Origin of the sequence: Flavonifractor sp. (assembly GCF_019422385.1) — a bacterium.
Classification (GTDB): Bacteria; Bacillota; Clostridia; order Oscillospirales; family Oscillospiraceae; genus Flavonifractor; species Flavonifractor avistercoris.
Genome location: NZ_JAHZDL010000031.1, coordinates 1 through 23,460, shown reverse-complemented (window position 1 = coordinate 23,460; position 23,460 = coordinate 1). Strand labels below are relative to the sequence as shown.

Below are 23,460 nucleotides of genomic sequence, written 5' to 3'. Positions count from 1 at the left end.
GCCGCAGGCGGCGCCGGGGGAGGCGGCCAGGCCCTTGCCCACGGCCTGGGCCTTCTTCAGGGCCTCGGCGTCAAAGGTGGGGTGCAGCAGGGCGTCCAGCTGCTTGGGCTCCACGCGGCACACGGCCTCCTTCTCGTCGATCATGCCCTCGTCCACCAGATCCACGGCCACCTTCAGCGCGGCCACGGCGGTGCGCTTGCCGTTGCGGGTCTGCAGCATATAGAGCTTGCCGTTCTCGATGGTGAACTCCATGTCCTGCATGTCCTTGTAGTGCTTCTCCAGCCGGTCGGCGATGGCGGCGAACTGGTCGTACACCTCAGGCATCTCCTCGTGCAGCTTGGAGATGGGGGAGGGGGTGCGCACGCCGGCCACCACGTCCTCGCCCTGGGCGTTGATCAGGTACTCGCCGAACAGGGCCTTCTCACCGGTGGCGGGGTTGCGGGTGAAGGCCACACCGGTGCCGGATTTGTTGCCGGAGTTGCCGAACACCATGGCCTGCACGTTGACGGCGGTGCCCCAGTCGTAGGGGATCTCGTTCATGCGGCGGTAGACGTTGGCGCGGGGGTTGTCCCAGGAGCGGAACACGGCCTTGACGGCCTCCATCAGCTGAACCTTGGGATCCTGGGGGAAGTCCTCGCCCTTCTCCTTCTTGTAGAACTCCTTGAAGAGGACCACCAGGTTCTTCATGTCGTCGGTGTCCAGCTCCACGTCCTGCTTGACGCCCTTCTTGGCCTTGACCTCGTCGATGATCTCCTCAAAGCGCTTCTTGGACAGCTCCATAACCACGTCGGAGAACATCTGGATGAACCGGCGGTAGGAGTCGTAGGCGAAGCGGGGGTTGTTGGTGAACTTGGCCAGGCCCTCCACCACCACGTCGTTCAGGCCCAGGTTCAGGATGGTGTCCATCATGCCGGGCATGGAGGCGCGGGCGCCGGAGCGCACGGACACCAGCAGGGGGTTCTCGGGATCGGCAAACTTCTTGCCGCAGATCTCCTCCATCTTGCCCAGGTACTCGTAGATCTGGGCCTGGATCTCCTCGTTGATCTGGCGGCCGTCGTTATAATACTGGGTGCAGGCCTCGGTGGTGACGGTGAAGCCCTGGGGCACGGGCATACCCAGGTTGGTCATCTCAGCCAGGTTGGCGCCCTTGCCGCCCAGCAGCTCCCGCATGGAGCCGTTGCCCTCTGAGAACAGATACACATACTTGTGCGCGTTGCCCATTTTGTCATTCCTCCTAGATTTACGTTACACTGCGATTCTCAAATACAGCAACCGGAGACATTATACCATTTTGCCAAAAGATTGCAAGAGATACCCATCGGTTTTCTTCTGTTTTTGCTGAGATTTTACCACTTTTTCCGGCCATAGGCCGGAGGGGCCGGCATGCTGCCTTCAGAAAGCCGCACAGCAGATGGAAAACCGGGCCGGATCAAGCGAAAGGGACGGATGGAGACCGGAGAATCCCTGATGGCGTGTACCTCCGCTGCGGCAGCAAGGGGCTCAGAGAGAGGCGCCGGGTCTGTGGAGAAGCTCCGCCGCCTCCGTCAGGCTGATGCCCTGCTCCCGGGCGATGCGGGCCAGATCCTCATACTCCGGCTTGCTCCGGGAGACACCCCAGCCGGAGGCGGTCTTGACGGTCACCGGGCCGTGGGGGGTATCCACGGTGTGCTGGCCGCGCTCCAGGGTGTACCGGCGGCACAGGCTCTCCCGCACGCCCAGGGTGGTGGTGTGGCGGAAGAGCAGGCGGGCCATCTTCTCCCGGTCCTCCAGGCGGCACAGGCAGGTGAGCAGCACGGCGGGGCGGCCCTTCTTCATGCCGATGGGGCTGGTAAACACGTCCAGGGCCCCGGCGGAGAGCAGCTCCTCCATGGCAAAGCCGATGGCCTCGCCGGTCATATCGTCCAGATTGCACCGCAGCTCGGCCACCTCGTCGCCAGATTCCTCCGTCTCGCCCAGCAGGGCCCGGACGCAGTTGGCCGCCTCAAAGTCCTTATTGCCCATGCCGTAGCCGATCTTCTCCACAGACATGACCGGCATGGAGTCAAATTTCGTGACGAAGTGCTTGAGCAGGGCCGCGCCGGTGGGGGTGCACAGCTCTCCCCGGATGGCTCCGCCGTAGATGGGCACGCCCCGGAGGATGTGGGCCGTAGCGGGGGCGGGCACCGGCAGGATACCGTGGGCGCAGCGCACCTGCCCGCTGCCCACGTGGACAGGGGAGCAGAGTACCTGCTCCGCCCCCAGCTGGTGCATCAGCAGGCAGACGCCTACCACGTCGGCCACCGCGTCCAGCGACCCCACCTCGTGGAAGTGGATCTCCTCCACCGGGCGGCCGTGGGCATGGCTCTCCGCCTCGGCGATCAGGCCGTAGACCGCCTCCGCGTCAGCCCGGACCTGCTCCGGCAGGTCCAGGTGGCTCAGCAGGTGGCGGATCTCCCCCATGCCGGTGTGATGGTGATGATGCGCGTGCCCATGGTCGTGGTCATGATGGTGTTCGTGTTCATGGTCATGCGCATGGTCGTGATGGTGGTCGTGCTCGTGATTGTGCTCATGCTCATGGTGGTGGTCGTGGCAGTGCTCATGTTCGTGCTCGTGGCCATGGTAGTCATGGAGGTGGACGGGAGCCGCCCCGGAGTCCACGTCGCAGCTGATCTCCTCCTCGCCGTTCACCGTCACCGCCACGTGGGTGCCGGTGATGCCGCACTTCACCGACGGCTGGGCGGTCACCTCCACGCCGGGCAGGCCCAGGCCGTTCATCCTGTCCAGGAACGCCGCCTTGTCGTCCACAAGCTCCAGTAGGGCGGCCATGAGCATATCGCCGGCGGCCCCCATGCCGCAGTCCAGATAGAGTGTTTTCATTCCTTCTTGCCTCCCATGTGATTGATCATGCTGGCCAGATAGCCGGCGCCGAAGCCGTTGTCGATGTTGACCACGCTCACCCCGCTGGCGCAGGAGTTGAGCATGGACAGGAGGGAGGACAGGCCGTGGAAGCAGGCCCCGTAGCCGATGCTGGTGGGCACGGCGATCACCGGGCAGTCGGCCAGGCCGCCGATCACGCTGGCCAGGGCCCCCTCCATGCCCGCGATGGCGATGATCACGTTGGCGCTCATAATCTCCTCCAGGTGGGACAGCAGCCGGTGGAGCCCGGCCACCCCCACGTCGTACAGCCGCGTCACCTCGTTGCCCAGGGCCTCAGCGGTGAGGGCGGCCTCCTCCGCCACCGGCATGTCGCTGGTGCCGCCGGTGGCCACCACCACTTTGCCGCTGCCGTCGGGGACGGGCAGGGAGCCCACGATGCCGATGCGGCCCATCTCGTGGTAGGTGAAGGGGTGGGCGGGGTTGATCTTCTCCGCCGCCTCGGCGGACATGCGGGTGATGAGGATGGTCTCCTGGCCGCCGGCGCGCATGGCGTCCACAATGCCGGCAATCTGCTCCGGGGTCTTGCCCGCGCCGTAGATCACCTCCGCCACACCCTGGCGCAGGCCCCGGTGGCTGTCCAGCTTGGCGTAGCCCAGCTCCTGAAAGGGCTCCAGCTTCAGTTTCAGCAGGGCGTCGTCCACGTTCACCTGTCCGGCGGCCACCTGCTCCAGCAGGGCCTTGATCGCTCTCTGTTCCATGTTCTTATCTCCCCTCCAGATCCAACAGGATCGGTGTAAAATACGGTTTCAGCGCCTGGCGGAGCTCCTCCGCCTCACGGACGGCCCGCTCCATCTGCCCCCGGGGGAGCTGGAGCCGGGCGGCGGAGTGAAACACCCGCACCCGGAAGTCGGTGTACCCCAGGCGGAACAGGGCGTCCTCCGCCCCCTCCACCCGGGCCAGAAGGTCGGCGGTGATGGCCTCACCGGCAGGCACCCGGGTGGCCAGGCAGGCGTAGGCCGGCTTGTCCCAGGTGAACAGCCCCGCCTCCTTGGAGCGGGCGCGGATCTCGGCCTTGGTGAGCCCGCACTCTCGCAGGGGGGAGCGGACAGACAGCTCCGCCAGGGCTCTCATGCCCGGCCGGTCCCCCGCCTCGTCAGAGGCGTTGGTGCCGTCCAGCAGCACGGGGTATCCGTCGGCGATCGCCCGGTCCTTCAAGGTACGGAACAGGTTCTGCTTGCAGTAATAGCACCGGTCCGCCGGGTTGGCCGCCACCCGGGGGTCGGCCAGGGCGTCCAGCTCCAGCACCGTCACCTCCACCCCCAGCCCCTCCGCCAGCTTTTGGGCATCGGCCAGCTCAAAGGCGGGCTGAAAGGCGGTCTTGATGAAGTAGGGCTTGATGTCCGCCCCGGCCTTCACCCCGGCGTACAGCAGGTAGGCCGAGTCCACACCCCCGGAGAAGCCCAGGGCGCATTTGGGATTTTCCTGAAAAAATTGTTCCAGCGTCATGGGCAGGCCCTCACACGTCGAAGCGGTTGTAGGCCTGGAAGCAGTCCAAGCACAGCTTTTTGCCGTTCTCCAGCCGGAGCAGGTGCTCCGCCGTCACCTCGCCGCAGCCGTCGCAGGGGTAGGACTGGAACATGCGGGCCTTCTCGGGCAGCTCCAGCACCGCGGGCTTCACGTCGAACAGGTCGGCGGGAGCGGTATCCTGGAGGTAGCGGAAGCGTTCCTCCTTGTCCAGCCCCTCCGGGGTGGGGCGGAGCACCAGCCGCACCGATTTGCCGGTCTTCCGGTTGTAGAAGGAGAAGGCCTGCTTGCCCCGGAGGTGGAAGAGCAGGTTGCCCTTGCCCGCGCTGCACCCCAGCAGCACCTGGATGGCGTCCACGCCGCAGGCGTCGTTCTCCGAGATGCACACCACGTCCTCGTCCCGGGAGAAGTCCAGCTCCAGCAGCTCCATGGCGTACCGGGCGGCCTGGAAGCCGATGGTCAGGCCGCCGCAGCCGTGGCCGTGGAAGGCCACGCATTTGTCCCAAAGGGCTTGTTTATCCATCATGGTTCGTCCTCTCTGTGTTTTGTCAATTGGCATCAGGGGAGAGCGGCGGGGGCAAGCCCCCGCCCTACAAACGGGTAAGCGATACAGGTCGGCGTTTTTCCGCCGCCCGTCACCCGGCGTCAAACAGGCGGTCAAAGTCCACCCGGATGTGGTCGTTGGGATCCAGCCGCCGCAGGCCGCCCCCCTCCAGCAGGAAAATCCGGTCGGAGATCTTCAAAGCGGCGTCCAGATCGTGGGTGATCATCAGCATCGAGAACCCCCGGCTGTTCTGGAGGCCCTTGAGCATCCGCAGCAGGTTGGCCTTGCCCGAGGGGTCCAGCATGGAGGTGGGCTCGTCGGCGATGAGCAGGGCGGGCTCCATGGTCAGGGCCCGGGCCACCGCCACCCGCTGCCGCTGGCCGCCGGACAGGGCGTGGATGGGCCGGCTGAAAAAGCTGTCGCAGGCGAAGAGACCCACGTCCTCCAGGGCCCTCGCCGCCGCGTCCTCCCGGAAGTGGCCGGTGAGGCGCATGGGCTCCTCCACCGCCGCCCGGACGGTCATCCGGGGATTGAGGGCGGCCTGGCTGTCCTGGAGCACCATCTGCACCCCGCCCAGCTGCCGGTGGAGGTCGGTGAAGCGGGCCGGCTCCCCCTGAAACGCCACCGTGCCGCCCCCCTCCAGGGGGAGCAGGCCCGCCAGGGTGCGGGCCAGGGTGGTTTTGCCCGCGCCGGAGCGGCCCACCAGGGAGACGATCTCCCCGCTGTAGAGGGTCAGGTCGATGTTCGCCAGCACCTTCTGTCTCCCGAAGGACTTGCTCAGGTTCCGGCAGGAGAGCAGGGTGAGGATGCCGCCCCGGTTGCAGGAGAGCTGCCGCCCGTCGGGCAGCCTTTCCAGCTCCGGCGCGCGGGAGGCGCACGCCGGCAGGCTCTGGGTGCACCGGCCGTAGAAGGGGCAGCCGTGGGGCTCCCTGGTGTAGGCCACGGTGGTGGGCCGGATGCCCCACATGTCCCGCACCGGGTTCAGGCCCACCGCCGACTGGAGCAGGCCCCGGGTATAGGGGTGGCGGGGGTTGTCCAGGATGGCCCGGGTGTCCCCGGCCTCCTCCACGTGGCCGTCGTAGAGCACCACCATCCGCTCCGCCAGATCGGAGGCCAGCTTGAGATCGTGGGTGATGATGAGAAAGGCGGTGCCCAGCTTGCGGTTCAAGTCCCGGATCAGCGCCGTGATCCCCTGGCTGGAGGCCAGATCCAGGGCCCCGGTGGGCTCGTCCAGCAGCACCAGGGGCGGGTTGAGGGCCAGGGCGCTGGCCAGCAGGAACTTCTGCACCATGCCGCCGGACAGCTCCCGGGGGTAGCGGGACAGATCCCCCTCCTCCAGCCCCACCAGGGCCATCAGCTCCCGCGCCCGCCGGGCCAGGGCCTCCCCCCGGTACGCCCGGCACAGCACCTCCTTCAGGTGCTCCGCCAGGGTGAGGGAGGGGTTGAGCCACTCCGCCGAGGTCTGGAAGGACAGGGCGAACTCCCGCATCCGCAGGGGCTTCCGGTCCCTCTCCCTCATGCCCAGCAGCTCCCGGCCGTTGAGGAGCACTTCGCCGCTGACCTGGGCCATGGGGTCGGACAGGCAGGCGATGGCCCGGGCCAGGGTGGTCTTGCCGCTGCCCGACTCCCCCACCAGGGCCAGGATCTCCCCCCGGTCCAGGGTGAAGCTCACCGGGTGGAGGGTGAACTCCGGAAAGGAGACCGATAGATTTTTTACTTCCAGGAGCATGGGTGACGCCTCCTCTCTCGCTGTTCCAGCCCGGCCACCAGCAGCCGGAGCAGCAGGGTGGACAGGAGCAGGGCCCCCACCGGGGCCAGAATCCACCACTTCCAGAACTGGGTGCGGTAGATGCCGGGGAAGTCCACGGCCCGGGCGATCATCATGCCCCACGACCGGGCCAGGGGGTCGGACAGGCCCAGGAAGGCCAGGGACGACTCCTGGAGGATGGCCCGGCCCACCACCGCCAGAGAATTGATGGTGAGCAGGGGCCAGAGCTCGTGGCCGATGTGGGTACGGATGAGATACCAGGGCCCGCCGCCGTAGAGCCGGGCCAGCTGCACGTAGTCTCGGCGGCGCACCGAGATGGTCTTGGCCCGCAGCTGCTTGGCGATGGGGGCCCAGGAGAACAGGGCGATGATCCAGATGATGTTCCAGGTACTCTGGCCCAGAAAGGCCCCGATGACGATCATGACGGGCAGCTGGGGGATGGACAGCAGCACCTGGATCAGGAAGGAGATGGCCAGATCCACCCAGCCCCCCACAAACCCGGCCAGCACCCCCAGCACGCCCCCCACCAGGAAGGTGAAAGCGGCGGCGGCCAGGCCGATGCCCATGCTGCGGAAGTAGCCGGCGGAGAGCTGGGCGTAGATGTCCACCCCCAGGTTGTCGGTGCCCAGCCAGTGGGCGGGGGATGGGGCCTCCAGGGAGGCCCCGGAGGGCAGCTGGGCCGAGTGGGGGTAGCCGGTGAGACCCCACAGGAAGAACAGGGTGAGCAGGCCCAGCAGCACCAGGGGGAGCAGCCAGGATTTCCGTTTCACAGCCCATCCTCCTCTCTGTCCAGACGGCGGTTGACCAGATCCGCCGCCGCCAGGCTCACCAGCACCAGCACGGCGGACAGGAGGAACACCCCCTGGAGCATGGGATAGTCCCGGTACTGCACCGCCTCCCGCAATACGGTGCCCAGGCCGGGGTAGGCGAACACGTTCTCCACCAGGATGGTGCCCCCCACCGCGCCGCCCACGCTGAGAAAGAGCCGGGCCACGATGGGGGTGGCGGCGTTGCGCAGGATGTAGCGGGCGCGGATGCGGCCCTCCTTCAGGCCCTTGGCCCGGGCGTGGGTCAGATAGGGCTTTTCCAGAATGGTGAGAAAGCTTGCCCGGGCGGTGAAGAAAAACTGGGGGACGGTGACCAGGGTGAGGGCGGCCACGGGCATGAGGCTGTGGACCAGGATGTCCCCCAGCCGGGCCCAGATGCTGTCGTACTCGGCGAAGGCGGTGTAGGCCCCCGACAGGGGGATCCACGCCACCCGGGCCGCCACCAGGAAGAGCAGCAGCACGCCGGTGAGGAAGGGGGGCACCTCCGCCAGGGCGGAGAGGACGGGGTAGAGCACCCGGTCGGCCCACTTCCGCCGCACGCACCACAGGGCCAGGCCCACCCCGAGCACCAGGCTCAGGGCCAGGGAGCCCCCCATGATCCACAGGCTCCAGGGGAGGCGCTCCAGCAGCACCTCCCCCACCGGGCGATGGTAGTGGATGCTCTGGCCGAAGTCCCCGTGGAGGTTGCTCCACAGGGTGTCCCAAAACTGCGCCCAGAAGGGCTTGTCCAGGCCGTAGTAGGCCCGCAGCAGCTCCTTCTGCTCCTCAGAGTAGGCCACGCTGCCGTCATCCCCGGCGGCGGAGGACACGTAGTCGAAGGGGTCCCCGGGCATGAGGCGGGGAATGGTGAAATTGATCAGGTAGATCACCAGGAAGGCCCCCAGCAGCATCAGCAGTTTTCTTCTCATGGAACCCCTTCCCCGGCCGGGGATGACTCAGCGCGCCATGTAGGACAGGCGGTTCTGCTCCGCCTGCTGGTAGGCGTAGGTCTTCATCCAGCCGTCGTAGTAGTCGGTGCGGTACATGGAGTAGGTGGACTGGTTGGCGATGACGAAGATGGGGATCTCCTGACTCGCCAGCAGCTCCAGCTCCTGGAACAGCTCCACCCGCTTGTCAAAGTCGGTCTCCAGCATCTGCCCCTCGGCCAGGGCGGTCATCTCCGCGTTGGAGTAGCCGATGGCCCCCATGGAGTGGGGATTGGTGCCGGAGAACTTGGACTCGTCGGAGAACAGGGTGCGCATATAGGTGGGGGGATTGTTGCCCCAGCCGCCGTTGCCCACCAGGGCGAACTGGTAATTGCCGTCGTTGATCATCTGGTCCCGGGTGGCGGAGTCGTGGGACTCCACGGTCACCTCCACGCCTGCGGCGGTGAGGCCGTTGCGGATGAGCTCCGCGATGGACAGATCGTCGGCATCGTCGGAGCACAGCAGGGTGACGGAGAGGCCCAGCCCCTCCAGGGCGGCCCGGGCCGCCTCCGGGTCGTAGTCGTACTGCACTACGTCCTCGTTGTAATACAGGCTGCCCTGGGGGACGTACCCGGCGCTGCCCACCGTGCCCGCGCCACGGAACACGCTGTCCACCACGCTCTGCCGGTCGATGGCGGCGTACACCGCCTGCCGCAGGGGCAGCTCCAGGAAGTCGGGGCAGGCCTCGTAGTTGATGAGCATCTTGTAGCCGAAGTCGTTGGCCTTCTCCACCACGCCGATGGACGGGTCGCTGAGGTAGGTGTCCATCAGGTCGGCGGGCAGGTCGGTGATGTCGATCTCCCCGTTCTCAAAGGCCAGCAGGGGGTCGCTCACCGGCACGAACTGGATCTTCTCCGCCCCCTGCTGCCCGTTACACCAGCCGTCAAAGGCGGTGAACTCATAGCTGCCGGTGGCCCCGTCGTAGGCGGTGCAGGAATAGGCCCCGCTGCCCACCAGATAGCCGTCGCCGGTGTAGGTGTAGGGGTCGTCCACGTTCTCCCAGATGTGCTGGGGGAGGATCACGAAGGAGCCCAGGCTGGACAGGGTGTCGGCGGTAGCCTCCTTCACGGTGATGGTGATGGTCTGCTCGTCCTCCACGGTGTAGTGGTCCACGATCCACCCCTCGCCGGTGCCCAGGGAGTTGGACACCGGGGGGTGCTCCTGGTAGTAGTCCAGGGTGAAGGCCACGTCGGCGGTGGTGAGGGGCTCCCCGTCCTGGAACTGGGCGTTCTCAAAGAGGGTGAAGGTGTAGTCGTTGCCGTCCATAGACCAGCTCTCCGCCAACCAGGACACGTCCCCCTCCTCGTCCTTCTCCAGCAGGCTGCCGTACACCAGGCGCATCTTGGCCGTGCCCGGGCCCCGGGAGTTGTGGAGGAAGGGGTTGGGCGCGCCGTAGTCGGTGCCCCCCTCCAGCCGGAGGGTGTCCACCTGATATGCGGACGAGGCGGCGGGGCTCTCCGACCCCGCCGGGGTCTCGCTTCCGCCAGTCTGGGCCGTGCCGCCGCAGCCCGCCAGCAGGCCCAGGCTCAGGGCCCCGGCCAGGGCCAGGCTGACTGCCTTTTTTCCATTTTGCTTCATATCCGTGTCTCCTTTTTGCCCCGGAACGCAAAAAGTTCACCATGTGCATCTCTTGTGCACATGGTGAACTTCCATTCACCGGTTCTGCTGCGCCGGGGGATTGCGTGAAAAAAGGCTTCGGCCTTTCCAAGACCGCTTCAGCGGTTCAGTGGTGTCCAGTATAGCAGAGGCCCCGGCGCTTGTCAACCCAGGATTTTCCCCCCGCGGCGCCCCAATTCCGCCCCGGCCGTTTGGGTATGTGGGTTCCCCCTCAGACATATAAATGAATGCAGCAGCCTGTTTTCAGAAGGGAGCGGATTTGTCCATGAAATTCTTGATTTTGCGGCGCCGTACGCTGGCCGTGCTGGCCTGCGCCCTGGCCGCGACGGCCATGTTTGCCCTGGTCAACGCACCGGCGGTGGCAGAAGCATCTGCATCCAGCCGTCAGCTGCCCATCTACTGTGTCCAGCGCGACCAGAAGATGCTCTCCATCTCCTTCGATGCCGCCTGGGGTGATGTAAGATTGCGGCAGCTGGGGTAAGTCCCGGGTGCTGCAATCCTTTTCACCGCTCATGTCGGTAATGGTCATAGATGATTGGCTGCATTGGACTTGGAGTTAAACCGAAAAGCCTGATAAGCAAAGTACCAACAGAGCGACAGAAATGCCCCAGGCCGGAAAGGAGAAGTGATGTTATGTCCGCCAATATAGAAACCATGTTTTACGTCCGAGAGAAGCCCTGGCACGGCCTGGGCACGGAGGTCAGCGAAGCGCCGGTGTCGCTGGATGCCCTCGTCTATGCGGGCCTTGATTGGAGGGTTGAGCAGGAGAAGGTCTGTACGGAAGATGGGGTGCCAATCCCAGGTTATAAGGTCAACGTGCGCAGCACCGACCACGCCCCTCTGGGCATCGTGTCAGACCGTTACAAGGTGGTACAGAACGAGGACGCTTTCCAGTTCACCGATGACCTGCTGGGCGAGGGTGTGACCCATGAGACGGCAGGGGCCTTGCAGGGAGGCCGGAAGGTCTGGCTCCTGGCCCGGATGCCCCAACGCTATGTGATTGCCGGGGACGAGATAACGCCCTACATGGTTTTCATGAACTCCCACGACGGCAGCTCCGGTGTCAAGGTGGCCATGACCCCGATCCGGGTGGTGTGCCAGAACACCCTCAATCTGGCCCTGGACAGCGCGAAGCGCATCTGGGCGGCTATCCCGGCCAGACACTCGCATACCGCCCTTGGCTGACCCATACCCTAGAGTATCCTGACACAGAAAGGAGACGGCTGCTATGGCGCCGCAGGCCGCTCAGAACCACAGAAACGACGTCTGGCGGGTATCACGCTGCTTTGAGGGGGGCAAGAGCCCGGAGGAGCTGCTCCGGGCCCTGATTCAGGCCCACAGCAAGTAACCCCAGTACATAAACGATACAGTGACAGAAAGGAGGTGGGGCGGTCATGGAAACCTGGAGGACGGCGGCGTATCTCCGCCTGTCCCGGGAGGACGGCGACAAGGCGGAGAGCGACAGCATTGCCAACCAGCACAAGCAGCTGGAGCAGTATCTGGTGGAGCATCCGGAACTGGAGCTGGTGGACTACTACCAGGACGACGGCTATACCGGCACCAACTTTGACCGCCCCGCCTTCCGCCGCATGGAGGAGGACATCAATCAAGGGAAAGTCAACTGTGTGCTGGTGAAGGATCTGTCCCGCTTCGGAAGGGACTATATCGAAATGGGGCGCTATCTGGAGAAGGTCTTCCCCGCCCTGGGGGTGCGCTTCATCGCCGTCAACGACCAAGTGGACAGTGAGCAGGGGCGTTATGACATGCTCCTGCCCATGAAGAACCTCTTCAACACCCAATATGCCCGGGACATCTCGGACAAGGTACGCTCCGCCATCCATACCAAGCAGCGGCGGGGCGAGTTTGTGGGGGCCTTCGCCAGCTATGGGTATCGGAAGGATCCGGACAACCACAACCATCTGCTGATCGACCCCCCGGCAGCCCTGGTGGTACAGCGGATCTTCGACCTCTTTGAACAGGGGGAGGGGAAGGTCAGGATCGCCAAGCAGCTCAATGCGGATGGGGTTCCCAGCCCCAGCGAATACAAGAGGCTCTCCGGTGAGCGCTACCACAATGGCCGGCGGCTGGGGCAGACTACCTACTGGACCTATGCCACGGTCCACCGGATCCTGCAAAACCAGATGTATGCGGGAGATATGGAACAGGGCCGCGCCTTACGTCCCACCATGCATGGCAAAGCAAAGCAGAAGGCGCGGGCAGACTGGACGGTGGTTTCCAACACCCACGAGGCCATCATCGACCGTGCCCAGTGGGAGCGGGTGCAGGAGCTGCTGGGCAAGCGGACCCGTCAGTTGAATTTTGAGCAGAACCAGAGCCCCTTCGCTGGATTCCTCCGCTGTGGCGACTGTGGCCGGGCCATGGTCAAGACACGGAGCGCCGGCGGCATCTATTACAGCTGTGGCTCCTATAAGCGCTATGGCCCCACCGTGTGCAGCAAGCACAGCATCTCCCACAAGGTGCTGGAGGAGATCGTGTTGGCGGATCTCAACCACATTATTGCTGCCGTCCAGGATTGGAAGAAGCTGGCCGACGAGCGGGCGGAGCGCCCCCAGCGGAATTTTCAGGCGGAGCAGAGCAGGCTGGAGATCAGTCTGGAACGGATACGGGAACGCAAAAAGCGCACCTATGAGGACTACCAGGACGGCCTGCTGGGCGGGGAGGACTATCTCCGTTACCGGGAGGACTATGAACACCAGGAGAAGGCCCTCCATGTCCGGTTGGAACAGCTCTCCCAGGCCGTGGAGTCCGACCCGCTGCGCCACCCCTGGGTGGAGGCGCTGCTCCGCTATGGGAAGCTGACCGAACTGGATCGCGTCACTGTGGCGGAGACGATCAAACAGATCCGAATCTTCGAGGATGGACACGTTGAGATCACGTATACCTTCTCCAATGAGCTGGGGCTTCTGGAGGCGGAGGGAGGGATTACGGCCTGAGCCGTAATCCCTCCCGACTTATTTTGAAAATTCAATTTCTTTTTTGCAAAATTCGGTTGCATTTGCAAAGAGGATTTGCTAAACCGCTTGTAAATCAAAATAGGAAGGACATCCCATGCCGGCATCAGAACTGCTGAAGTTTGTCAAAACGGTTTGCAGACAGAAGGCGAAAGGACAGAGCGTGGAGGTAAAAAGCGCACATGTGGACGGCCCCAGACAGCTCTACGACACCCTGTCCAGTTTCTCCAGCCAGGACAGCGGCGATATCAAAAGGCATTTCAACCGGAGTACGCCGTCAAGCTGTCCACAAAAAATTTGACACGGAAAACGGACACGGTGCCCTTGTACGTATGCTTCTGCATCTGATGCCAGCTCTGAGCATAACACACAGAGACGGCACAGACAGTAAGGAACCTCCCCGACTCAATTGAGCCGGGGAGGTATAGCTTGGAATGAATGTTCACGCAGCGCGGCGGGACTCCATGGTCTTACGCCAGATCCCCGGCGGCCTTGATCTTCACCCGGCAGGTATTGCCGGGGTAGTACTGCAGGGGCACGTCCTCCACGTCGATGATCTCCACGGTCTCCCGGATGGCGCCGGCCTGCACCGCCAGCTCCACGGCCTCGGCCTTGAGCTGCTCCAGGGCCTGCTCCCGGGGGAACTCATTGTAGTCCACCAGCTTCTCGCAGGTGCCGGACACCTTGGAGATGGCCGAGCCGATGGCGTTGGCCACGCCGCCCTCGGCGGGCTTGGCCACGCTGCGGGCGCCGGAGAGCTTCTCCGGCAGGATGATGGAGCCGCCGCCCACCAGGATCACATCCACGTCGCCGGCGGACACCTTCATGGCGTCCAGGGCGTCCTCCGCCAGGGTGGTGATGGCCGCCAGGGCCTTGCGGGCGAAGCCCTCGTCCAGGCTCATGACCTTCTCCCGGTCGCCCAGCTCCGTCATGCCCAGCCGCACGGCGATGTCGGTGGCGGTACAGACGGCGCCGCCAAAGCACAGGGCCTCCTCGGTGATCCGGTAGCCCACCGAGTCCGGGCCCACGGTGACCGTGCCGTCGGGCTGCTGCCGCACGATGGAGCCGCCGCCCAGGCCGATGGACACCACGTCGGGCATGCGGAAGTTGGTGCGCACCCCGCCGATGGTCACCGCCACGCCGGATTCCCGGGGGAAGCCGTGCTGGATCACGCCCAGATCGGTGGTGGTGCCCCCCACGTCGATGACGATGGCATCCCGCAGGCGGCTGAGATAGCTGGCCCCCCGGATGGAGTTGGTGGGGCCGCAGGCGATGGTGAGGATGGGGTAGCGCCGGGCGTAGTCCATGGTCATGAGGGTGCCGTCGTTCTGGGATAGGTAGACCTGGGCATTGGTGACCCCCAGGTCGGCCAGAGAGCGGGCGAAGCCCTCAGTGAAGGACTGGGCCACCTGGTAGAGCGCGGCGTTGAGGATGGTGGCGTTCTCCCGCTCAATGAGGCCCATGGAGCCGATCTCGCTGGAGACGGACACGTGGACGTCCTCCCCCATCACCTCGCGGCACAGCCCGGCGGCCGCCCGCTCATGGTCATCCCGGACGGTGGAGAACACGCAGGAGATGGCCACCGAGCGCACCCCTTTGGCCTTCAGCCCCTGGAAGAAGGCGCGGGCCGCCTCCGCGTCGAAGGGGGCCAGCTCCTTGCCGTCGTACTCAAAGCCGCCGCCGATGACGGCGGTGTCCACGGCGATGGAGCGCAGATCCTCCGCCCAGTCCACCATGGGCGGGATGCCCACCGTGGCGGGGGCGCCGATGCGCAGCACGCCGATGGGGGCCAGGTGGCGGCGCTCCACAATGGCGTTGGTGCACTGGGTGGTGCCCAGCATGGCCTGGCCGATCTCCCTGCGATCCACGCCGGACTCCTCCAGCACCGCGCGGACGGCGTCCAGGATGCCGTCGTAGGCGTCGGGGGTGGTGTGGCGCTTTACGCTGGCCACCACCTTGAGGTTTTCGTCGATGAGCACCGCGTCGGTATTGGTGCCGCCCACGTCAATTCCTAATTTATACATCAGCCGCGGCCTCCCTTGCACCGCTCCTCCAGCGGGATATAGTCGGTATCCACCCCGAAGTACCGGGGCCCCACCAGGGCCAGCCCCTCCGGCGTGCGCCACAGGGGGAAGCACTCCAGGCCCACCACCAGCACCCGCTTGCCGTATTTCAGCGCGTCGGTGGGCACGGGGGTGAAGGTCTCGGTGTCCACCAGGCAGATCAGATCCGGGGTGGTGGCCAGGATCTCCCCGTCCACCGTGGCGGTGAGGTTTTCGTTCTGGAACTCCACAAAGGCCTGGCGTCCCTTGTACTCGTAGATGCCCTCCAGCATCACCTTGCCGAAGTTGAAGCCGCCCCGCACCTCCCGCAGCACGTCGCCGATCTTGCCGCGGAACAGCTTGTGGCCGCCGGTGAAGCGGAAAAACTCCTCCTCCGGCGTGCCGTCGGCCACCTCCTTCATCCGGCGGATGGCGGCCCCCAGGTTCTGGCTGCGGGTGACGATGCCGTGGACGCCGTACCGCTTCATGAAGGCCCCCTCCATGGGGTAGAGGGACACGGACACCGAGCCGCCGCAGGCCATGGTCACCGCCCGGGCCAGCTCCTCCGTCCACTTGTTGGTGATGGTCTTGAAGATGCAGGAGTTGCCCTTCTCGTCCACCAGGGCCATGGGGGTGGCGGAGCCGCCGCCGATGGTGAAGGTGACCATCTGCAGCTCCGGGAAGGCCCGGCCCATGCCGTCCACATCCACCAGGGGCAGGCCCAGCCGGGCCGCCGCCGCAATGGGCAGCATGGAGTTGACCCCGCCTGCCTCCATGGGCATGAAGGCGTAGATGGACTTGCCGAAGAAGCCGGACACCGTGTCGTAGAGGGTCTTGTACTCGCTGCCGCCCACCGCCTTCTCACACAGGACGGTGGGGGCGCCCATCATGGCGATGGGCACGATGAGGGCGTCGTCGGGCACCTCCTCCGGCTCCAGCAGGGTGACGGGGCCGTGCTCCTTCACCGCCCCGATGGCCACCAGCTTGCCCACATAGGGGTCGCCGCCTCCGCCGGCCCCCAGCAGGGCCGCGCCCAGGGCAATGTCCTCAATCTCGGGAATTCCGATCTGTCGCAAAATGGGTTCCTCCTTCTTGTTTTCTGCCTGTCATGCCTCGGCCGGGGCCGGGGCGGGCATAAGCTTGTCCAGCACCATATAGAGCACCAGGGATACCACAATGCCGTTCACCGGCCCCACAAAGAAGGGGATGTTCAGCCAGGGGGCTGCGGCCAACAGGGCGGGGAAGCTGGCGAAGGTGCCGCCGGTGATGCAGGCCAGGACGGCTCCCGCCAGGAAGGCGATCACGCCGGGGGCGGAGAAACCCTCCCGCCGCTGGAAGCGGTCGAGCCGGCCCCGGCCCACCACCCAGTAGCCGGCGATGATCACCCCGGCCAGGGGCGGGATCAGGGCGGACATGAGGGACAAAAAGCCCTGGAAGGCGTTGAGCAGGCCGAAGGCGGCCAGCAGGGTGCCGATGCCGCCGGCGATGCCGGTGGTGATCTTGAACCTGCTCTCGTCAAAGCCAAGCAGGTTGCTCAGGGCCAGGCCGCCGGAGTAGGCGTTGGTCACGTTGGTGGTCCAGGTGGCCAGCACCAGGGCGATCAGCCCGAACAGGGGCACCCCCAGGCTGGCCAGGATGGCGGAGATGTCGTACTGTCCGGTGACGATGCTCATGAGGGCGCCGGTGAGCAGCATGAATAGCCCCGCGGGGATCACGCCCAGGATGGAGGACTTGACCACGTCCGCCCGGCTTTTGGCGAAGCGGCAGTAGTCGGCGGAGATCACGCCGCCCAGGGCGAAGGAGGCCACCACCATGGAGATGCCGAACACCATGCCGGAGGACTGCTCCGGGGCGTAGGCCATGATGGCCGAGGCGCCGTCATTGCGGACGATGCCGGCGATGAGGCCGTACAGGCACACCACCACCAGCAGGGGCACCGCCAGGTAGTTGAGCCACTTCAGGCCCTTAAAGCCGGCGCAGGCGGTGACCAGCATGATGACGCCCCACACAATGGAGGAGACCACCACCATGGCGGGGCTGGCCGCCCCCAGCCCCAGCATGTCCGCCGTCATGGTGGCGAAGGCCTGGCCGCAGGTGGCGGACTGGATGCCGAACCAGCCCACGCAGGCGATGGCCAGCAGGGTGCTGATGATATACCGGGCGCCCTTGCGGCCCAGAGCCCCCTCCGCCAGCACGGAGACGGGCAGGCCGGTGTCGCAGGCCGCCATGCCGATGAAGATCATGTAGGCGCAGATCAGCCCGTAGCCGATCAGGATGGCGGCCACAATGTGGGGCAGGGGCAGGCCCCCGCCGGACAGCACGCCGCCCACCATCAGGCAGGGCACGCAGATCATGCCCCCCGCCCACACCAGGGCGATGGACTGCCAGCTCTGCCGCTGTTCCGCTTTGATCTCAAAGCCGGATTGCTTGTTCATGTGAAAATCCCTCCTCGATCCAGCGCGTATCGCTGGTTTGAGGAATATTTTAACTCTTTACAGCAAAAAAGTAATTGGTTTCCAGGCAGAAAAACAGGGCCGTCTCATTGTCCCTTGGGACAATGAGACGGCCCTGCCCGCCCGCCTCAGCCCTCCAGCAGGCGCTCCACCGCGCAGGCGGTATAGAGCCCGAAGGCCTCCGGGAACTTGGCCACCGGGTGCCCCAGCCTGGCGCCGAGCTGCTGAAGCCGGTATTTGACGGTGTTCTTATGGACAAAAAGGGCCTGGGCGGTCTGGGTGACGCTCCGATCCGTGTCCAGCAGGTAGAGCTGCAGCGTGTGCACCAGCTCCGCCCCCTCCCGCAGGGCCCGGACGGGCTCCAGGGGGGCCAGGGCCCCCTGCACCGCCGCCTCGCCGGCGGCCACCGTCTCCCGGCAGGCCTGGGCGAACTCCATCTCCCGGAGGGTGTACCGGCCCCGGCCGGGCCAGATCCGGAGGGCGTCGGGCAGCGCCTTCCGAATGGCCAGATAGGCCCGGCGCACGTCGGCGGTGGTGGTGAGATCCTGACAGGTGACCAGCACGCCGTCCAGCCCGGCCTGCGCCATCTGGGCGCAGAGGGCCTCCGCCATGGTCTCCGCGCCGGCTGCCTCGGGCAGCCAGTCCATAAAGGCCACCACATCCCCCTCATAGGCGTCCGCCACCAGGGCGCCGCAGGCGTGGGACAGTGCCTCCAGCACCAGGGGCAGCACATCCCTTGGAAAGTCCCCCTGGGCCCGGAGGCTGTGGAGCACCCACATGCTGTGGATGGAGGCCACGTCCACGTGGAAGATGTCCGCCAGGCGGCGCATCTTCAGCGGCTCATCCCGCAGGATGGCCCGCACCAGCTCGCTCATCACCTCCCGGTCGTGGCCCCGGCCCCACAGGTTCACCGCCAGGCGTACCACCTCCGCCGACTGGCGGGCCGTCTCCGGGGAGAGGGGCGTCCCCTCCTTGAGCAGGAACAGCTCCATGCCGGAGGCCGTATCCGACAGGGAGCAGCGGTAGAGCTGAAACCGGCCGCCCTCCAGCTCCATAGGCGCCCCCCAGGGCTGGGGCAGCGCGGGGAGGGCGGGCAGCACCTGCTCCGGCCGGAACTCCAGCGTGCGGGGCCAGTTGGCCGCGCTGAGCACATGGCGGGCGCGGTCAGACAGCGCGGCGGAGGCCCGGATGCGGTCGCTGAGCAGCCGGAGCACGGTATCCGGCGTCCGCTGGTGCTCGGGCAGGAGGGACATGCGCTGGAGGATGTCCCCCACCAGGCCGGCGGCGGAGTTCTGATCCCGGAAAATGGCCTCCATCACCTCGCAGATGACCTCGGAGTACCGCTGGTTCATCTGCTTCTCCGGCATGACGATGAGGGGGAAGTCCAGGCTGTCCGCCAGCTCGACAAGCTCCCGGTCTACTTTTGGCATAAAGATGCCCACATAGAACAGGATCAGCCCCACCTCCCCCGCCCCGGCCAGCCGGCGGATGTTGGCGCACTGGGCCTCCACATCCTGGGGTATGCTGGTGAAGCCGGTGATCACAATCTCGCTTCCGTAGAACTCGTTGTTTTCAAACAGCTCGTTCTGGAGGGCATTGGCGACGGCGTACTCCAATACGGAGATGGAGGACACCGGCCTGTCAAGCCCGCCCCTTCCCGCTGCCAGACGGGCGTTGCGCAGGCTGGGCAGCTTCAGCAGATCCGCCACCGTCACACTCATGTCAAACACTCCTCCCCCTGTACCTCGGTTCCCTGCGGCTGGATAGAATGCCGCCAACTGCCTTTATCATAGCACGGATTTCCGCAGAATGCGACAGCTTTCCTCCGGCGGCAGAAAGATACAGACGCATTATGAGGCTTTATTCGGCTCTATCAGAAGCGAATAGCGGTCCCTGGAGCCTTAGAGCCCCAAGGGCCGCTATCTTACATCACCCTGGGGCAACGAGGACACCCAGCAGCTCATTGACATCCTGGGGGAGTACAACGTGAAGGCCACCTTCTTCGTGGTGGGGGAGTGGGTGGACAAATACCCCGAGTCGGTGAAGGCCCTGGCCGACGCGGGCCACGAGGTAATGAACCACTCCAACACCCACGCCCACTTCTCCCAGCTGTCCACCGACGAGATCATCGCCGACGTGACCGCCTGCAGCGACAAGATCGAGGCGGTCACCGGCGTGCGCCCCACCCTGATCCGTCCACCCTACGGGGAATATGACGACCACGTGATCACCGCGATTCGCTCCATGGGCATGGAGCCCATCCAGTGGGATGTGGACAGCCTGGACTGGAAGGAGCTCTCCGCCTCGGAGATCACCGAGCGAGTCACCACCAGGGTGCAGCCCGGCTCCATCGTCCTGTTCCACAACGCGGCCCTCCACACGCCGGAGGCCCTGCCCGGCATCCTGGAGGCCCTGCTTCAGGAGGGGTACACCTTCGTCCCCATCTCGGAGCTGATCCTCCCCGGCGAATACAACGCCGACTACACCATCGACCACACCGGGCGGCAGTGCCCGGCCCAGTGAGGCGGCGGCCATGGAACAGCTTCGCATTGGGATCCTGGGCTTCGGCAACCTGGGGCGGGGGGCGGCGGCAGCCGTATCCCAGAGCCCCGACATGGCCCTGGCCGGCATCTTCACCCGCCGTCCGCCGGAGCAGGTGGCGGCGGAGGCGGGGGGAATGCCGGTCTGCCCCGCCGCCCTGCTGGAGGAGGGCGGGCCGCCGGTGGATGTGCTCCTCCTCTGCGGGGGCTCTGCCGGGGATCTCCCCCGGCAGAGCCCCCGGTACGCAGGGCGCTTCCACATCGTGGACAGCTTCGACACCCACGCCCGCGCACCGGAGCACTTTGCCGCCGTGGATGCCGCCGCCCGGCGGGGCGGCAGGGCGGCGGTGATCTGCGCCGGGTGGGATCCCGGCCTGTTCTCCGTCCTGCGGGCCCTGGCCCTGGCGGCCCTCCCCCGGGGGGAGAGCCACACCTTCTGGGGAGAGGGGGTCAGCCAGGGGCACTCGGAGGCCATCCGCCGCCTGCCCGGCGTCCTGGATGCCCGGGCGTACACCGTGCCCATCCCCGCCGCCCTGGAGGCCGCCCGGGCGGGGGAGGGGGCGGAGCTGACCCCCGGCTTGATGCACCGGCGGGTGTGCTGCGTGGCGCTGGAGGAGGGGGCGGAGCCGGAGGCCGTCCGGCGGGCCATTGTCACCATGCCCCACTATTTTGCGGACTACGACACCACGGTGCGCTTCGTCACCCCGGAGGAGCTGGCCCGTGACCACAGCGGCCTGCCCCACGGGGGGCTGGTGCTGCGCACCGGCCGCACCGGGCGGGGGGAGGCCCATCGGGCCGGGTTGGAGTTCCGGCTGCGCCTGGACTCCAACCCGGAGTTCACCGGCGGCGTGCTGGCCGCCTGCGCCCGGACGGCCTGGCGGCTGGGTCAGGCGGGGGAGTACGGCTGCAAAACCCTCCTGGACATCCCGCCCGCTCTGCTCCTGCCCTTTGAACGGGGGGAGGAGGGGTACTGGAAGCTGATCTGACCGATCCCCGCGCAAAACAAAAAGCCCGAACCCGGCTCTGCCGGGTTCGGGCTTTTGCTTGGTGAGACAGGGGCGCGGAACCGCTCAGCCCTTCTTCTTGGAGGCCTCCCGCATGCGGGCCGCGTGATCCAGCAGGCGCTTGCGCAGGCGGAGGGACTTGGGGGTGACTTCCAGCAGCTCGTCGTCGGCCAGGAACTCCAGGCACTGCTCCAGGCTCATCTGCCGGGGGGGCGTGAGCCGCAGGGCGTCGTCGGAGCCGGAGGCCCGCATGTTGGTCAGCTGCTTCTTCTTGCAGATGTTGACGGAGATGTCCTCCTGCTTGGGGGTCTCACCCACCACCATGCCGGCGTACACCGGCACGCCGGGGCCGATGAAGAGCACGCCCCGCTCCTGGGCGTTGAACAGACCGTAGGTGACGCTCTCGCCGGTCTCGAAGGACACCAGGGAGCCGGAGTTGCGCCGCTGGATCTCCCCCTTCATGGGGGCGTAGCACTCGAACACCGAGGCCATGATGCCCTCGCCCTTGGTGTCGGTGAGGAACTCGTTCCGGTAGCCGAACAGGCCTCGGGAGGGCACCAGGAACTCCAGCTTCATCCGCTCGCCCACGGGGGTCATCTCCAGCAGGTCGCCCTTGCGGGCGCCGATCTTCTCGATCACCGCGCCCACCGCGTCGGCAGGCACGTCGCAGACCAGCCGCTCGATGGGCTCACACTTCTTACCGTCGATCTCCTGGTAGAGCACGCGGGGCGGGGACACCTGGAACTCATAGCCCTCCCGGCGCATGGTCTCGATGAGGATGGACAGGCTCATCTCGCCCCGGCCGGCCACGTTGAAGGCGTCGGTGGAGTCGGTCTCGGTGACCCGGAGGGACACGTCCTTCAGGGTCTCCCGGAACAGCCGCTCCCGGATCTGGCGGGAGGTGACGAACTTGCCCTCCCGCCCGGCGAAGGGGGAGTCGTTGACCGAGAAGGTCATCTCGATGGTGGGGGCGGAGATCTTCACAAATTCGATGGGCTCCGGCGCCTCGGGGGCACAGATGGTGTCGCCGATGGTGATGTCGCCGATGCCGCTCATGGCGATGATGTTGCCGGCGGTGGCCTCGGTCACCGGCACCCGGCCCAGGCCGTCGAACTGGTAGAGGGCGGTGGCCTTGGCCTTGCGGGGGGCCTCGTCGGGGGTGTGGAAGTTGCACACCGCGATCTCCTGGTTCTGTTTCACCACGCCCCGCTCGATACGGCCGATGGCGATGCGGCCCACAAACTCGTTGTAGTCGATGGAGGACACCAGCATCTGGAAGGGCTTGTCCACATCGGCCTCGGGGGCGGGGATATAGTTGAGGATGGTCTCAAACAGGGGCACCAGGTCAGTGCCGGGCACGTCGGGGGAGTAGGAGGCGGTGCCCTGCCGGCCGGAGCAGAACAGGGTGGGGGACTCAAACTGCTCGTCGGTGGCGTTGAGATCCAGCAGCAGCTCCAGCACCTCGTCCATCACCTCGTGGATGCGCTGGTCGGGGCGGTCGATCTTGTTGACCACCACGATCACCTTGTGGCCCAGCTCCAGGGCCTTGGACAGCACGAAGCGGGTCTGGGGCATGGGGCCCTCGGCGGCGTCCACCAGCAGGATGACGCCGTTGACCATCTTCAGGATGCGCTCCACCTCGCCGCCGAAGTCGGCGTGGCCCGGGGTGTCCACGATGTTGATCTTCACGTCCTTGTAGTGGACGGCGGTATTCTTGGCCAGGATGGTGATGCCCCGCTCCCGCTCCAGATCGTTGGAATCCATGACCCGATCCACCGTGGCCTGGTTCTCCCGGTAGATGCCGCCCTGCTTGAGCATCTCGTCCACCAGCGTGGTCTTGCCGTGGTCGACATGGGCGATGATGGCGACATTTCTGAGATGTTGATCCTGCATGTTCTCTCGTTCCTCCTAAAACTGACAAGGACTATCCTGCGGCGCCCCGTCCGATCACGGCGCGGAGCGGCTGTTTCACTGGAAATATGCGTCGAAGCCGGAACCGGATGGCTCCGCCTTCCATAGGCTCGACCACTTATTATACCGTAGAAAAATCACCTGTGCAACTTCTTTTTCCAAAAAATCAGCCGAAATTCCGGGCAAAATCCCCTGCCGGCGTTGACAGATGCCGCGAATTGGGGTACAATTATCCGGTATCTCCTCCGGAGAACGAAAAACCTCACCTGCCCTGGTAGCTCAGCTGGATAGAGCGTCCGCCTCCTAAGCGGAAGTAGGAGCATCCGCCAAAGATTGCAAAAAAATTGAATATTGTGCATAAGCCCTGGTAGCGTAGTGGATAACGCGACCGCCTCCTAAGCGGTAGACCGGAGGTTCGAGTCCTCTCCAGGGTGCCA

The 23,460-nt window shown here is 65.7% G+C and carries 18 protein-coding genes, 1 tRNA gene and 1 pseudogene; 6 read left to right on the top strand and 14 right to left on the bottom strand.

Going from position 1 to position 23,460, the window contains the following annotated elements; genetic code table 11:
• From QZ378_RS05970 to QZ378_RS05930, 9 genes are all read right to left on the bottom strand, one after another.
• On the bottom strand, positions 1 to 1,221 hold a 1,221-nt coding region (locus QZ378_RS05970; protein WP_291257642.1), incomplete at its 3' end, for a PEP/pyruvate-binding domain-containing protein.
• Between the two features lie 279 nt (positions 1,222 to 1,500).
• On the bottom strand, positions 1,501 to 2,856 hold the full coding sequence (gene larC / locus QZ378_RS05965) for a nickel pincer cofactor biosynthesis protein LarC (RefSeq protein ID WP_291257641.1): 1,356 nt from the start codon (positions 2,854 to 2,856) through the stop codon (positions 1,501 to 1,503).
• A complete protein-coding gene (gene larB / locus QZ378_RS05960) occupies positions 2,853 to 3,614 on the bottom strand; it encodes a nickel pincer cofactor biosynthesis protein LarB (protein WP_291257640.1) in 762 nt (253 codons plus the stop codon). Before larB ends, larC begins: the two co-directional genes overlap by 4 nt.
• Before the next feature lie 4 nt (positions 3,615 to 3,618).
• Positions 3,619 to 4,362, bottom strand: coding sequence for an ATP-dependent sacrificial sulfur transferase LarE (gene larE, locus QZ378_RS05955; RefSeq protein WP_291257639.1), 744 nt, complete (start codon positions 4,360 to 4,362; stop codon positions 3,619 to 3,621).
• Positions 4,363 to 4,372: 10 nt separating this feature from the next.
• Positions 4,373 to 4,903, bottom strand: a complete 531-nt coding sequence (locus tag QZ378_RS05950) for an FmdE family protein (protein ID WP_291257643.1) — start codon at positions 4,901 to 4,903, stop codon at positions 4,373 to 4,375.
• 112 nt (positions 4,904 to 5,015) lie between these two features.
• A complete protein-coding gene (locus QZ378_RS05945; protein ID WP_291257638.1) occupies positions 5,016 to 6,653 on the bottom strand; it encodes an ABC transporter ATP-binding protein in 1,638 nt (545 codons plus the stop codon).
• On the bottom strand, positions 6,638 to 7,462 hold the full coding sequence (locus QZ378_RS05940; protein WP_291257637.1) for an ABC transporter permease: 825 nt from the start codon (positions 7,460 to 7,462) through the stop codon (positions 6,638 to 6,640). The genes QZ378_RS05945 and QZ378_RS05940 overlap by 16 nt, the downstream gene beginning before the upstream one ends.
• On the bottom strand, positions 7,459 to 8,427 hold the full coding sequence (locus tag QZ378_RS05935) for an ABC transporter permease (RefSeq protein WP_291257636.1): 969 nt from the start codon (positions 8,425 to 8,427) through the stop codon (positions 7,459 to 7,461). Before QZ378_RS05935 ends, QZ378_RS05940 begins: the two co-directional genes overlap by 4 nt.
• Before the next feature lie 27 nt (positions 8,428 to 8,454).
• Positions 8,455 to 10,062 carry an ABC transporter substrate-binding protein gene (locus QZ378_RS05930; RefSeq protein WP_291257635.1) on the bottom strand — a complete coding sequence of 536 codons (1,608 nt, stop codon included), beginning with the start codon at positions 10,060 to 10,062 and terminating at the stop codon, positions 8,455 to 8,457.
• Positions 10,063 to 10,366: 304 nt separating this feature from the next.
• On the opposite strand from QZ378_RS05930, the gene QZ378_RS05925 reads away from it, so the two are divergent.
• The 3 genes from QZ378_RS05925 to QZ378_RS05915 all read left to right on the top strand — a co-directional run bounded on the left by QZ378_RS05925 (position 10,367) and on the right by QZ378_RS05915 (position 13,055).
• Complete coding sequence (locus tag QZ378_RS05925) at positions 10,367 to 10,582, top strand: hypothetical protein (RefSeq protein ID WP_291257634.1); 216 nt, start codon at positions 10,367 to 10,369, stop codon at positions 10,580 to 10,582.
• A 152-nt stretch (positions 10,583 to 10,734) separates the two neighbouring features.
• Positions 10,735 to 11,286 (top strand): DUF932 domain-containing protein, encoded by a 552-nt coding sequence (locus QZ378_RS05920; protein WP_366935135.1) that lies wholly within the window; start codon positions 10,735 to 10,737, stop codon positions 11,284 to 11,286.
• 209 nt (positions 11,287 to 11,495) lie between these two features.
• Entirely contained in the window at positions 11,496 to 13,055 is a 1,560-nt protein-coding gene (locus QZ378_RS05915; protein ID WP_291257633.1) for a recombinase family protein, read from the top strand.
• 488 nt (positions 13,056 to 13,543) lie between these two features.
• On the opposite strand, the gene QZ378_RS05910 is transcribed toward QZ378_RS05915, so the two are convergent.
• The 4 genes from QZ378_RS05910 to QZ378_RS05895 all read right to left on the bottom strand — a co-directional run bounded on the left by QZ378_RS05910 (position 13,544) and on the right by QZ378_RS05895 (position 19,289).
• Entirely contained in the window at positions 13,544 to 15,097 is a 1,554-nt protein-coding gene (locus QZ378_RS05910) for a hydantoinase/oxoprolinase family protein (RefSeq protein ID WP_291257632.1), read from the bottom strand.
• A complete protein-coding gene (locus tag QZ378_RS05905) occupies positions 15,097 to 16,191 on the bottom strand; it encodes a DUF917 domain-containing protein (protein ID WP_291257631.1) in 1,095 nt (364 codons plus the stop codon). Before QZ378_RS05905 ends, QZ378_RS05910 begins: the two co-directional genes overlap by 1 nt.
• Before the next feature lie 30 nt (positions 16,192 to 16,221).
• Complete coding sequence (locus QZ378_RS05900; RefSeq protein ID WP_291257630.1) at positions 16,222 to 17,550, bottom strand: cytosine permease; 1,329 nt, start codon at positions 17,548 to 17,550, stop codon at positions 16,222 to 16,224.
• Between the two features lie 146 nt (positions 17,551 to 17,696).
• Complete coding sequence (locus QZ378_RS05895; protein WP_291257629.1) at positions 17,697 to 19,289, bottom strand: PucR family transcriptional regulator; 1,593 nt, start codon at positions 19,287 to 19,289, stop codon at positions 17,697 to 17,699.
• Between the two features lie 232 nt (positions 19,290 to 19,521).
• Here QZ378_RS05895 and QZ378_RS05890 point away from each other — a divergent pair.
• Both QZ378_RS05890 and QZ378_RS05885 read left to right on the top strand, forming a co-directional pair.
• A pseudogene (locus QZ378_RS05890) lies at positions 19,522 to 20,091 on the top strand (polysaccharide deacetylase family protein); the annotation flags it as partial.
• A gap of 10 nt (positions 20,092 to 20,101) precedes the next feature.
• On the top strand, positions 20,102 to 21,094 hold the full coding sequence (locus tag QZ378_RS05885; protein WP_291257628.1) for a diaminopimelate dehydrogenase: 993 nt from the start codon (positions 20,102 to 20,104) through the stop codon (positions 21,092 to 21,094).
• Positions 21,095 to 21,178: 84 nt separating this feature from the next.
• On the opposite strand, the gene typA is transcribed toward QZ378_RS05885, so the two are convergent.
• Complete coding sequence (gene typA, locus QZ378_RS05880; protein ID WP_291257627.1) at positions 21,179 to 23,005, bottom strand: translational GTPase TypA; 1,827 nt, start codon at positions 23,003 to 23,005, stop codon at positions 21,179 to 21,181.
• Positions 23,006 to 23,384: 379 nt separating this feature from the next.
• On the opposite strand from typA, the gene QZ378_RS05875 reads away from it, so the two are divergent.
• A tRNA-Arg gene (locus QZ378_RS05875) sits at positions 23,385 to 23,460 on the top strand.